The following is a 13,031-nucleotide window of genomic DNA, read 5'->3' as shown; positions in this document are numbered from 1 at the left end:
GTCTCGTTTCTAGCGAGGCGCTAACGTAATCGTATATTACGTTAAATACTCCTCTACTATTGTAGCAAACTCAGCGGGATTTTCCACATGAATTGCATGTCCAGCGTCATTTACTGTTAAATGCTTAACAGTATTTAATAGCGGTTTCATTTCTAGTGCAATTTTACAAAATTTCTCATCCAATGAACCTGTAATTAACAGGACAGGTATTTCTAGTTGCGACAATCTATCCCAATTTGAAGGTTGAACGCCTGTCCCGATACCTCTCAAGCTACCAGCAAGTCCCTCTTCCTTCTGTGATAGTCGCTCTTCTCGAATAGTTTCTCTTACAGTTTTAGGTAGACGTTGCTGTGAAGCAAAAAGCGGTATGCTTTCCCAAGCATTGACAAAGGACAGTACACCATTCGTCATTATTTTTTGCGCTAGTGCTTCATCTCGCTTACAACGTTCATTTTGCTCTTCCATTGTTCGCAAGCCAGGAGATGCACTTTCTAAAATTAGCTGATGTATACGAGCTGGATACGAAATGGCATAGGATAAAGCGATTCTTCCACCCATTGAATAGCCTAACAGCGTAAATTTCTCTAAATGAAGCTGGCAAAATAGTTCTTCTAAATCCTGTAATTGCTCCTCCATAGAAAAACGCTGTACGTGCTGTGGAATAGCTGTTTGACCATGTCCGATTAAATCAACAGCAATAACACGCACATGAGGTAGAGCTTGTGCTAGATTATGCCATGTTGCTGAGCTACCGGTAAATCCATGTAAGGCAACGACTGTATATTCACCTTTTTCATTCCATATGTCGACATGGGTTTCAAGCCCACGAATCATCCACTTTGTCATACTTTTAACTCCGCATTAATTCGATTCCATAGACCTCGATGTGCATTCACATTCTCGGTTCTATCTGTAAATATTTCAACTAATCGTAAAGAATGGTTTTTACATGTTGAAAATTTCTCAGAAAGCTCCGATATTGTTTCGACACGTACATAGTCCATATCATACATATGTGCAATGTCACGGAATTCAAGGGCTGTTGGTGTGCCAAATAAATCCTCATAGTGATCTTCAACAGTTGACTGTGGTAAATAAGAAAAAATACCACCACCATCATTATTCATCACAATAATCGTTAAGTTACATTCCTGATATCTGGAAGCAATGAGTCCATTCACATCATGCAAAAAGGCTAAATCACCAATCAGTAAATAACTTTCTCGATTATTTCCCTGACTGAAACCGATTGCTGTTGATACGACACCATCAATCCCGTTCGTTCCTCGATTGGCAAAAACACGTAAATCTTTCGGTGTAGCCAATAAAAATGTATCAATATCTCGTACTGGCATACTACTGCTAACGAAAATATCACTACCGTCAGGAATCATTTTGAGTAAACGACTGACTATAGCCCCTTCATCTTTTTCTACCTCTGCGTATTGTTCAATAAACATAGAAGCAAGCTGATTTGCTTTTTGCCATTCGGCTAAGTATGTTTTCTCGATAGCCGTTTCAGTGATAGCTAATTCTGTTAGCCACTGATCGACATTCGCATGAATAAAATGCGTAGATACGCCTGTAGCATCTCTAAACATAGGGTCTTCATCGATAATCACATACGCATTTGGACGTGACTTTGTAATAAATTGCATTATAAACTTCGAAACTGGTTGTGCCCCTATTCGGATTACTGTATCTGGTTGTACCAGTGCTTTGAAGTCATCACTCTTCATAAGGGCATCATAGGTTGTCACGATATATGGTAAACAATCCTCTGGTACGGATGTACGCATATTCGATAAACTTTCAACAATGACAGGCCACTTCAGCTGACGTACAAATTCCCAAACTATGGATAATTCTGTACCAAGAGCTAACTCACCAATGATCATAAAACCTCTTTTAGTTGATTGTATAATAGAGGATAGTTCCTGTTGATCCCCGCGTGTTGGGGTTAATTGTCCCATACTGCTGTGCTTAAACGTCACTGCTGGTAGCTCCTGCTGTAAATCAATTAATAGTGGTTCACGGAAAGGTACATTAATATGGACTGGTCCAAAAGGTGCGCTCGTGGCAATGGCTACCGCACGAGCAAGATGACGCTCAATAAAAGGCAATGTTGGTTCAGCACCATCTGCTAACGGAAAATCAACACTCCACTTCACATGTGAACCATATAAATTGGGTTGGTTGATAGCCTGTGGAGCGCCTACCTCACGTAATTCATGTGGGCGATCAGCTGTTATAATGATTAATGGTACACGTGCATAGCTTGCCTCCACAATCGCAGGAAAATAGTTAGCTGCTGCTGTACCAGATGTACATAAAAGAACCACAGGCTTAGTAGTTGCCTTAGCAAGCCCTAGCGCAAAGAATGCTGCTGAGCGCTCGTCTACCTGCCGATACATTTTTACTTGTTTAGTAGAAGCAACCGCATAAGCAAGCGGTGTTGAACGTGAGCCTGGACTAACGACAACATTCTCTACACCAGCTTGCACTAGCGATGCGACCATTTTATAAACATAATCTGTTAGTATTTTTCGTTCACTCATGTAATTGTCCCCCTAGCGCACGAAGCATTGGACGGAATTTTACTAATGTTTCTTCATATTCAGATTGCGGCTCTGAATCTGCGACGATTCCACCGCCTGCATATAAATAAGCTTTATCATTTAGTAAGGCTGCTGAACGTATGGCAACTGCAAACTCACCGTTACCCTCTGCATCTAGCCAGCCTATTGGCGCAGCATACAGTCCCCGATTCATCGGCTCATATTTACGGATGGCTGCCAATGCTTCTTTGCGTGGTACACCACCTAAAGCGGGTGTTGGATGTAATGATTTAGTCAATTGTAAGATTGTTGCATCCTGATTTAACTGACCTTCAACAGGCGTATACAGATGTTGAATATCTCGTATTTTTAACAAGCGTGGTCTATCTGGCACCGTCATGTCCACACAATTTTTACGGAATGTTTCCGCAATCATATCCACAACATACTGATGTTCTCCGCCATTTTTAGGGTCATTTAATAAACTTTGTCCAAAAGCCTCATCTTCCTCTGCAGTCTTACCTCGTTTAATTGAGCCAGCAACACAAGAAGAAAATGCTCGACCATCTTCTACTTTCACAAGTCGTTCAGGTGATGCTCCGAAAAATAATAAATTTCTATGCTCTAAACCAAATAAATAGCTTTCTGGTTGTTCATGAATAATTTGAGAAAGTACTTGTGGTGCGGATACATACTCTTTAAATTGCAAAGCAAGTGATCGTGCAATGACCACTTTATCTGCCTTTTTCTGTTTAATTAATGCTGTCACTTGATCGATTGAGACTAAATAAGGCTCTTTATATGGTTCAAAATAACTTATGATTTCAGGTTTTGTATACGTTTTCACTTCTTTAACCTGAGCTGCATGGATTAAATGATCGCGCTCTTTTCTTAGCGCTTCGAACTGATCCTCAGCCTGTTGGTCTTGTGTCAAAAGGTGAATACTTACGTATGCTTTATCATCGCGTATCACCAGTTGAAACGTTGCTAATGCAAAATATGCCTCTGGGAAATCCGTCCATTCCCCGTCTACATTATTTTGAGGATCAAATGTAAAACCGCCAAACAAAATTGGTTGTAACGCTTGTTGACCTTTTGGACAGTTTTTCGTTATGTTTTTCCATTCCGCTTCAACTGCATCAAAGCGGTTTTCTTTAGCGTTGTTTTGAATAGTATGAGCATGTCCTAGCCCAACTAATGTCATTGTTTTTTCTCTATTTTGCCAATAAAATCGTTCACCTTTATAACATTCCTCGCCAGCTGCATAGAACGCCAGTGCAGATAGGCGACTTACTTCAATTGTTTCCATATAAAAATGAAGGCTTTGGCCCAAAGAGTCCACTTCTACTTCTGTGGCTTGGTACCACTTCTGTTGCATGAAAATTACCTCCGTTGTTGCAATGTACATAATGAATGATGGTTAAATAACACATCATATTTTAGTTGGCAACACGTTATTCGTACTGTTGCTAATTGTTCTTTTTTATTTTCAGTTCATAAATGCATGTTCTATTGTATCACTTTTTTTCATTAAACAGTATGTAATAAGCTGTGAACCTACCCATTTTCTCAATCTTCGTTTAAAATAAGAAGAGTCGACAACATTTGAAGGAGAGAAAGACCTTATGACCAAAGTCATTGAAGCTGATAGGGGTTTTAAAGTGTGGTGGCATTTAACACGTCCACATACTTTAACCGCTTCATTTGTTCCTGTATTCCTAGGAACAGCAATTGCCTTAGCAATTGAAAAAGAAACAATTGATTTTGGACTATTTTTTGCTATGCTCATTGCAAGTATGCTTATACAAGCAGCAACGAATATGTTCAATGAATATTATGATTACAAATTAGGATTAGATAACGAGCATTCCGTCGGGATTGGCGGAACGATTGTCCGTCATGGTGTACAGCCAAAAACAATTATGATGATTGCATTAAGCTTTTATGCTATTGCCATGCTTCTTGGCATTTACATATGTGCCTCAACATCTTGGTGGTTAGCTGTTGTCGGACTTGTTTGTATGCTTATTGGCTTTTTATATACAGGTGGACCATACCCAATCGCCTATTCGCCATTTGGTGAAATTGTTTCTGGCGCAGTAATGGGGATGGGCATTGTATTAATTGCCTTCTATATTCAAGCGCTTACAGTAACATTAGATGCTGTCTTGCTCTCTGTACCAAGCATGATTTTAGTCGGTGCCATTATGCTATCGAACAATATACGTGATATTGTTGGCGATACAGAAGGCGGACGAAAAACCTTAGCTATTTTGGTAGGACGTGATAATGCAATTTCCGTGTTATCAGGCTTTTTTATCGTCTCTTATTTATGGGTGATTGCTCTTGTAGCAGTTGATGGTATTACTTTTTGGGCATTAATCATCTTCCTAAGTATTCCAAAACCATTACGTGCCATTCAAATTTTCCGAGACAAAAAAGAAGCCAAAGAGGTAATGCCTGCGATGAAATATACAGCGCAAACAAATACATTCTTCGGCTTCCTATTAGGAATCGGTTTATTAATTCATTATTTCTTTTATTAAGATGCGGCAGCCTTAACGGGTTGCTGCTTTTTTTACATAGCGTCGGAAATTTTGGCTTGCAATACCATACACTTCTTCATCTGAAAAGCGTGTACGTAATGCCTCTAGTAAATTTTGTGCCTCTCCTGCATGGGCTAAGCCACTGACAGTCCTATCAATCCCATCAAAATCGGAGCCTAATCCAATATGCTCCACACCTACCAGTTTAGCTAAATGCTCCACATGCCCCACTAAATGGTCTAGTGTTGCACCTTTGCCTATAAAGAGTGGGAAATAAACTACATGGATATGTCCTCCCGCCTCAACAAGTGCCTTTGCCTGGGCATCAGTTAAGTTACGCGGGTGATCACATAGTGCACGTGCATTACTATGGCTTGCAATAATATGCTTTGCAAGCGGCAAGACATCCCAAAAGCTTTGCTCATTTAGATGGGACACATCAATAATAATATCGCGTTCATTTAATAATTGTATAACTGCTTTACCAAATGGCTTTAAACCAAGAGTTGCATCCTGTTCAGCACCATGGGCAACAGCATTTTCTTCATTCCATGTTAAACCTACCAACTTCACCCCTGCATCCAGTACAGCTGTCAGTTTTGTTAAATCTTCGCCAATGGCACTACAGCCCTCTAGGCTTAAAATGGCTCCTATTTCGTGTGGAGCTAATTGATCTAACTGTGCCCAACCTGTAATATGCACCATGCCCTCTGTTTGTAATACGTGAGTATGGAATGCTTCGATTTGGCGCATGACCTCAAGAAATTGTAGACTTTGTGGGATTGTTGGGTCAATAAAGATAGCGAATACTTGAGCCTCTACTTGCCCTAATTGCAATCTTTTTTGATTAGCATGTATTCGCACATCCTCAGCAAAATTTGCCTTTTCAAGAGTAGTTAACTTTAAAAGCGCATCACAATGTAAATCAATAATCTTCATATCCTCACCTCTACAGTTATTATACTGCTTCTGCGAGGAAAAACTTACTAAATTTTATCCTGTGGTGTATCAGAAGAGCCGTATTCCTCCAGCTCAATAAAATCATCTGATTTTGGTGTTGAAGAAAGAACATCTTCTTCCACTGGTCGTAAATTGTCTTCTTTCTTTTCTGCATGTTCCACACAAGTCAGAGCTTGCGGCATTGCCTCTAAGCGACCAATCGGAATTTCCTTACCACAGACGGTACAATTGCCATATGTACCGTCTGCCATTGCTTGAAGAGCTTCTTTTATTTCCTCAGCATTTTCACCACGATGCTCATCAATAGCCATTTCTGTAAGCTGATCCGTTAAATCACTAGCATTATCAGCTGGATGATTATCATAATTCGATAATTCTGTCGCTTGAGGTCGCTCTGATTCTTCTATTCGTTGTTCTATTTCTTGTAATTCTTGCTCTAGTTGTCTTTTTAATTGTTGCATTACTTGTTGATCCACAATAATCTCCTCCTCATGCTTTCATTTTTTCCTATTTTACGATTTCTAAAACATGTCAGCATAAGGAAGACCTATTTACTTACTTGTATAAGCTATAATGGCGTCATGCAAAAATTGCGCTGCTCCTGTTTCACCACGTTCATCATAATAAGCTGTAAAGCGTTCATCAGCAATATACATTTGTGCCAGCCCTGCATGTGCCTCTTTGGAATACTCTTTCCACGTAAAGTTGAGCCAGCGTTTATGCAACTCTGCAACTTCCATCGCAATGTCACTTGTAGTATCTCCAAGTTTCATTGCCTCTGCTAAACGTTCAAACATTTGCTGTTCTAGCTGTTGCATCGCTTGATATTGTTGCTCCGTCATGTTCATAAGCTTAGCATTGGATGCATCCACTGTTTCATTCCCATATTTCTCACGGATTTCTTTGCCGTACTGCTTTTCGTTATTCTCAATTAACTTTTCTTTAAAGCCTTTAAATTTTTCTTCATTAGACATTGGTTGTTCCTCCTCAATGGATTGTATTGTTTTTTCTACTGTCTGTAAGATCGTTTCCAACTGCTCTTTGCGTTGAAGCAAAGCAGCTCTATGTGTTTTGAGCGCCTCAGCATGCTGAAAATTTGGTGCTTGAATAATAGCCTGAATTGTCGCTAATTTCATATCCAAAGCACGGTAAAATAAAATCTGCTGCAACATATCGACCTCCCATTGGCCATAAAATCGATAACCTGCCTCATTGGTTCTTGCTGGTTTCAGCAATCCAATTTCATCATAATAACGCAATGTTCTTGTACTAACGCCCGATAGTTGAGCAAGCTCCTGAATGGTATATTCCATCTCATCACCTCCACTAATGCTACTGTAAGCTTTGACGCAACGTTAAGGTCAAGAGTTAAAATAAAAAAATTTAATTAAACTTAATTATACTTTCAAATCCTTTTACAAAAGGAAAATAGCAAACTAGTAAATCACTAGTTTGCTATTGATTCGCATATTTCCCATGCCATACTATTTCTCGATAACTCTCTTTATCTGTATCACCCTCTGTATTAATAAACAGCACCCTTGCCTGTTCATTTAGGTGCAAGGCATGTTTTAATTCCTTATATTGTTCATTAGTCATTATTTCATAAAAGCAACCAAATGGCGCCGCTCCTGATTCACCAGCTATAATGCGAGTGTCTGTAGCTAAAGGATTTCCTAGAACGCGCATACCTGTTGCTGCTATTTCTTCCTCACAGGAGATACTTATTTTTGTGTAGGCTTTTAAGATTTGCCAAGCCTGTGGATTCGGTTCACCACAAGCAAGACCTGCCATTATAGTTTGCATCTCCCCACCAACAGTGACAAATTGATCTGTATTTTTCTTAAAGCTTTCATAATAGCAATTAGCGACATGTGGCTCAACCAAGACAAATGTAATATCCTGCTCATAGTATTGCTGTAAAAATGCTACTACCGCTCCGGCAAAGGACCCCACACCAGCTTGCAAAAATACATGTGTTGGGGCTTGCCGTATCTGTTCAACAATCTCCTGTACAAGGGTTGTGTACCCCTGCATAATCCATAATGGAATTTCATCATAGCCTTGCCACATTGTATCCTGAATCAAAACCCAACCATTTTCTAGTGCAAGCTGTGAGGTATAACGAACAGTATCGTCATAATTCATTGTCGTAATTTCAGCAAAAGCCCCTTCACTTTTAATATGCAGTAACCGCTCAGCGGCGCTACCAGCTGGCATATATATTCTTGCTTGAAAACCCAGTTCTCTTGCAGCCCATGCCACACCACGACCATGATTTCCATCAGTCGTTGAAATAAATGTTAAATTGCCTACTTGCGCTCTTACTTCTGGAGTTTTTAACTGTTCAAACGATAGCTCCTCTATATTCCTTCCAAGCTTATTGGCAACATATTGCGCAATTGCATAAATACCTCCTAAAACTTTAAAGGCATTTAAACCAAATCGATAAGATTCATCTTTAATCATAATTTTTTCTACATCTATATATGAAGATAGTGCCTCAAGATGATGGAGTGGTGTCTTCTCAAATTGCTCATATGTACGCTGAAATTGACCAACTTTCCTCACTTGATCTAGTGAAAAATATGGAAGTATTGCTGTTGCTTGTTTTATATGATCTTGCTCTAAATAATGCTGATTATAAACCCACCTTAATTTTTCCTTCATCGCCATCCCCCTCAATTTACGGTCAATATCTACATCATAGTCTATCTAACTTACAAGTACCAGGAGAGTATATATTAGGAAGTAAAAAAACTATACATTTATCGAACATCGATAAATGTATAGTTTATAAAAAAATTATTTAACAAAGATTTCTTTCACTTGATCTAGCATAATATTCGCAGCTAAAATGCCTCCAGCCGTATTCCAAATGACATCATCCACCTTATGTGCATTGCCTTTTTGGACTGCTGTTAAGTTTTTCCAAAGCGGGTCTTGTGTCCACTCTTGTTCAGTTGCTAGTGCTGAATCATCGCCTGTTGGCATGTACGTGAAGTAGAAAATAACATCCCCATCCATTTGAGGGATCGCTTCTTTCCCTACTTCAATCGCTAAGTTTCCTAGTTTAGCATTATCTTTAAATAAATCTGCTTGCGCTGCAACACGTTTAAATCCTAAAGCATCAAAAATCACACCTGAGAATGAATCTGTGTAATAGATACGAGATTTATCGGCCATAAAGCGTACAAACGAAACTTCTTGGTTGGTTTGTTCTCCAAGTTCTTCTTTCAGAGCTTGTAACTTATCTTCGTAAGCTTTTAGAACTTCTTCACCTTTTGTTTCTTGATTTACTGCTTTAGCGTATAATTTAAAATTCTCTTTCCAGTCACCACGTAATGTATCAGAAAACACAGTTGGAGCAATTTTGCTAAGTTTAGCATAATCTTTTTCTTGTCGTAATTTATTGCCAATGATTAAATCTGGCTTTAAAGAAGCAATTTTTTCGATATTTATTTCATGTTCAATACCGACAACCTCTACACCTTCCATTTGATCCTTGATGTGATCATACCATGGATCGCCTGTCCAAGATTGAACAGCACCTACTGGTTTAATACCTAGAGCTAATAATGCTTCTGTTCCTTCATTAGTTAAAACAACGATACGTTTTGGTGTGTCTTTTACTTCAGTTGTCCCCATTGCATGGTCAACACTGTAAGCATTGCTTTCTTTTGTACTTTCTTCTTTGGCATTATCTTTAGAAGTACCGCATGCTGCCAGAACAAAAATAGCAACCACAGCTAGTAAAACTAATAGTTTTTGAAAAGCTTTTTGCACCTTTTCTTCCTCCATTGTATATGATAAAATATTTAAGCATATTTGACGAGAATGAAAATCACTTTCATCTGTCTAAGAACGATATTAATCGTATTGTATGTAACTATCAATGTCAATAACTAATTTAATAATTTTCCAAGAAAAGAGTACACGTTAAATATGATATTAAAAAATAATTATTCTAAAATGATTGCTTTACTAGTAGGAGTCATACTATTACTTCTTTCTATGGGGATCAGTATTGTGTATGGTTATGCAAATACTTCTATTCAAACTACGTATGAATCTTTTAGACAATTTAACAATTCAAATGAGCATCTTATTATTCAAAATGTTCGAATTCCAAGAGCTCTTATTGCCAGTTGCGTTGGTGCTTCATTAGCTATTACAGGCGTGCTTATGCAGACCTTAACGAAAAATCCATTAGCCTCTCCTGGAATTTTGGGCATTAATGCAGGAGCAGGCTTTGCTGTTGTCTTTGCCATGATTTTTTTCCACATTTCAAGCTTGCAATCTTTTGCGTGGATTGCATTTCTTGGTGCAGCAATCGCTGCTTTATCCGTTTATGGAATTAGTTTCTCAGGTAGAGATGCTGTTACTCCAGTGAAAATAACTTTAGCTGGTGCTGCCATCAGTGCCCTATTTGCATCATTTACGCAAGGTTTACTCGCTACAAATGAAGCAGAGCTTGATCAAGTTTTGTTTTGGTTAGCAGGTTCTGTACAAGGTAGAAAACTTGAAATTCTACTATCTGTTCTACCGTATCTAGTAATTGGGTGGATTGCTGCCCTCATCATTTCCCCCAAAATGAATATTCTTGCTCTTGGCGATGATGTAGCAAGAGGTCTTGGTTTACGTTTAGGACTTATGAAGATATTGGTCGGTCTTATTGTTATTTTTTTAGCAGGGGGAGCAGTTGCAATTGCTGGCCCCATTGGTTTTATAGGGATTGTCGTTCCCCATTTTGCGCGCAAGTTTGTCGGCACTGATCATCGATGGCTTATTCCTATGGCTGCTTTACTTGGGGGGATACTTTTATTGCTGGCTGATGTTGCGGCTCGTTATATTATCATGCCACAAGAAGTTCCAGTAGGCGTCATGACTGCTATGATTGGCACACCATTCTTTATTTACCTTGCGCGAAAAGGTGGAAAAAAATAATGAAACATGTAAAAACAATTCGTTTACTTCAACAAAAAATTTCATTTTTAATAGATGTACAAGCTATAAAAAAATTAACAGTGATTTGCATACTAACTCTTGCCGTTTTCTTTCTTAGTGCATCATTTGGTGATTCATTCATCAATCCATTTAAAGTTTTACAAGCTTTTTTTGGTTACGGCTCAGATTTTGATCAACTGATTATTATTGATTTTCGAATGCCTCGAATTTTCATGGCCTTGTTTGCTGGAATGGCATTAGCCGTCGCAGGTGCAGTTTTACAAGGAATCATTAAAAATCCACTTGCCTCACCTGATATAATCGGCATATCTGCTGGTGGTGGGGCAGCGGTTGTTGGTTTCTTAGCCATTTTCAGTGATTCTAATCACTCTTTAACAGTTAGTATAGAGTGGTTGCCATTAGCAGGATTCATAGGGGCTACTATCGTCGGATGTATAGTCTACCTATTTGCTTGGAAAGATGGTGTCACACCAAATCGTCTTGTCTTAATCGGTATTAGCGTGTCGGCATTCATGCAAGCAATTACTACAATGTTAATGATTATCGGCCCAATTTATCAAGCAAGTGAAGCGAATAAATGGATTACGGGTAGTGTCAAAAGTTCGGATTGGGATCAAGTACAAATCGTTGTTCCATTGATTATTGTACTTCTACTTATCACCTTTTTTATTACTCGGCAGTTAAATGTTCAAGAATTAGGTGATGATACAGCATCAAGCCTAGGGCAACCTGTTCAAAAAACACGCCTTTACTTAATTCTATTATGTTCCAGTTTAGTAGCGAGTGCCATAGCATTTGCTGGTGCTATTGGGTTTGTAGGATTAATGGCTCCTCATATTGCACGACGCATTGTTGGTTCATCGTTCGGTGTACTTATTCCAGCATCCGCTGCAATTGGTGCATTGCTTGTAATGGTTGCAGATATTATAGGTCGTACAGCATTTAGCCCATTAGAAGTACCCGCAGGCGTCTTTACTGCTGCTATCGGTGCTCCTTACTTTATTTATTTATTATTTAGAAACCCTAAAAAATAAAGGAGTCTATACTACATGACTGAATCTTTATTAACCAAATCTCTAACATTAAGTTATGGTGATTTCAATATTATCGAAGATCTCAATTTATCTATTCCTTTGAATGAAATTACTGTATTAATCGGAGCGAATGGCTGTGGTAAATCCACACTCTTACGCTCCATTGCTCGATTATTAAAACCTAAAAAAGGCTCCGTTTTATTAGACGGTGAGGATATTTTTAAATTATCAACAAAACAAGTGGCTAAAAACCTCTCTATTCTTCCTCAATCTCCTGTTGCACCAGAAGGCTTAACTGTCCTACAACTTGTGAAACAAGGTCGTTATCCTTACCAAAGTTGGCGACAACAGTGGACTGAAAAAGATGAAGAAATCGTTTTAAACGCTTTAAAAGCTACAGGTACCGAGCATTTACAAGATAGACCAGTAGATGAGCTATCAGGGGGACAACGTCAACGTGCTTGGATAGCTATGACGCTTGCTCAAGATACAGATATCATTCTTTTAGACGAGCCTACGACATACTTAGATTTAACTCATCAAATAGACGTTTTAGATTTACTATTCGAATTGAACCAACAGCAAAAGAGAACTATTGTTATGGTACTACATGATATTAATCTTGCTTGTCGCTATGCCGATCATATTATTACAGTGCGTGACCGTGGTGTCTATCGTCAAGGGAAACCAGAAGAAATTATGACCACTGATTTAGTTAATCATGTGTTTGAACTTGATTGCCAAATGACGACAGATCCAATCTTTGGTACACCTCTTTGCATCCCATATGGAAAAGGACGAAAAATTTAATCACTAATTTAAAAAACAACAAGCCTACACAGTTTAATCATTCTGTGTAGGCTTTCATTTATTATAGCTATGTTATAAATCTAAATATCAAGTAAATTAAAAAGTGCAGTAGATGTAAATTCATCTACTGCACTTAGTATGACCCGTACGGGATT

At 38.6% G+C, this 13,031-nt stretch carries 12 protein-coding genes; 4 read left to right on the top strand and 8 right to left on the bottom strand.

The window, feature by feature from the left end:
• Positions 1-36: 36 nt before the first annotated feature.
• The 3 genes from menH to VK91_RS04105 are packed head-to-tail and all read right to left on the bottom strand — an operon-like array spanning position 37 to position 3,936.
• On the bottom strand, positions 37-846 hold the full coding sequence (gene menH, locus VK91_RS04115) for a 2-succinyl-6-hydroxy-2,4-cyclohexadiene-1-carboxylate synthase (RefSeq protein ID WP_048391051.1): 810 nt from the start codon (positions 844-846) through the stop codon (positions 37-39).
• Positions 843-2,558 (bottom strand): 2-succinyl-5-enolpyruvyl-6-hydroxy-3-cyclohexene-1-carboxylic-acid synthase, encoded by a 1,716-nt coding sequence (menD, locus tag VK91_RS04110; RefSeq protein WP_048391049.1) that lies wholly within the window; start codon positions 2,556-2,558, stop codon positions 843-845. The genes menH and menD overlap by 4 nt, the downstream gene beginning before the upstream one ends.
• Positions 2,551-3,936: an isochorismate synthase MenF gene (locus VK91_RS04105; protein WP_048391047.1), complete on the bottom strand. Its 1,386-nt coding sequence runs from the start codon at positions 3,934-3,936 to the stop codon at positions 2,551-2,553. The genes menD and VK91_RS04105 overlap by 8 nt, the downstream gene beginning before the upstream one ends.
• A gap of 247 nt (positions 3,937-4,183) precedes the next feature.
• Between VK91_RS04105 and VK91_RS04100 the strand changes: the two genes are divergently transcribed.
• Positions 4,184-5,104, top strand: a complete 921-nt coding sequence (locus VK91_RS04100; RefSeq protein WP_016992515.1) for a 1,4-dihydroxy-2-naphthoate polyprenyltransferase — start codon at positions 4,184-4,186, stop codon at positions 5,102-5,104.
• Between the two features lie 12 nt (positions 5,105-5,116).
• Here VK91_RS04100 and VK91_RS04095 read toward each other — a convergent pair whose 3' ends face one another.
• The 5 genes from VK91_RS04095 to VK91_RS04075 all read right to left on the bottom strand — a co-directional run bounded on the left by VK91_RS04095 (position 5,117) and on the right by VK91_RS04075 (position 9,865).
• A complete protein-coding gene (locus tag VK91_RS04095) occupies positions 5,117-6,043 on the bottom strand; it encodes a dipeptidase (RefSeq protein WP_048391045.1) in 927 nt (308 codons plus the stop codon).
• A 47-nt stretch (positions 6,044-6,090) separates the two neighbouring features.
• Entirely contained in the window at positions 6,091-6,540 is a 450-nt protein-coding gene (locus tag VK91_RS04090; protein WP_048391043.1) for a TraR/DksA C4-type zinc finger protein, read from the bottom strand.
• A gap of 75 nt (positions 6,541-6,615) precedes the next feature.
• The gene (locus VK91_RS04085; RefSeq protein WP_048391040.1) at positions 6,616-7,377 is read right to left on the bottom strand and encodes a MerR family transcriptional regulator; all 762 of its coding nucleotides are present in this window, start codon (positions 7,375-7,377) and stop codon (positions 6,616-6,618) included.
• A gap of 142 nt (positions 7,378-7,519) precedes the next feature.
• Positions 7,520-8,734 (bottom strand): diaminopropionate ammonia-lyase, encoded by a 1,215-nt coding sequence (locus VK91_RS04080; protein ID WP_048391038.1) that lies wholly within the window; start codon positions 8,732-8,734, stop codon positions 7,520-7,522.
• Between the two features lie 135 nt (positions 8,735-8,869).
• Positions 8,870-9,865: an ABC transporter substrate-binding protein gene (locus VK91_RS04075; RefSeq protein WP_048391036.1), complete on the bottom strand. Its 996-nt coding sequence runs from the start codon at positions 9,863-9,865 to the stop codon at positions 8,870-8,872.
• 144 nt (positions 9,866-10,009) lie between these two features.
• On the opposite strand from VK91_RS04075, the gene VK91_RS04070 reads away from it, so the two are divergent.
• Genes VK91_RS04070 through VK91_RS04060 form a run of 3 tightly spaced genes read left to right on the top strand, consistent with a single transcriptional unit; the run spans position 10,010 to position 12,876 of the window.
• Positions 10,010-11,011: an iron ABC transporter permease gene (locus VK91_RS04070; RefSeq protein WP_048391034.1), complete on the top strand. Its 1,002-nt coding sequence runs from the start codon at positions 10,010-10,012 to the stop codon at positions 11,009-11,011.
• Positions 11,011-12,066, top strand: coding sequence for an iron ABC transporter permease (locus tag VK91_RS04065; RefSeq protein ID WP_048391031.1), 1,056 nt, complete (start codon positions 11,011-11,013; stop codon positions 12,064-12,066). Before VK91_RS04070 ends, VK91_RS04065 begins: the two co-directional genes overlap by 1 nt.
• 15 nt (positions 12,067-12,081) lie before the next feature.
• Entirely contained in the window at positions 12,082-12,876 is a 795-nt protein-coding gene (locus VK91_RS04060) for an ABC transporter ATP-binding protein (protein WP_048391029.1), read from the top strand.
• Positions 12,877-13,031 lie beyond the last annotated feature (155 nt).

This window comes from Lysinibacillus sp. LK3, assembly GCF_001043675.1.
GTDB lineage: Bacteria > Bacillota > Bacilli > Bacillales_A > Planococcaceae > Lysinibacillus > Lysinibacillus capsici.
Note: the sequence above shows the minus strand (reverse complement) of the source record. Positions and strands in the feature narration are given on the sequence as shown.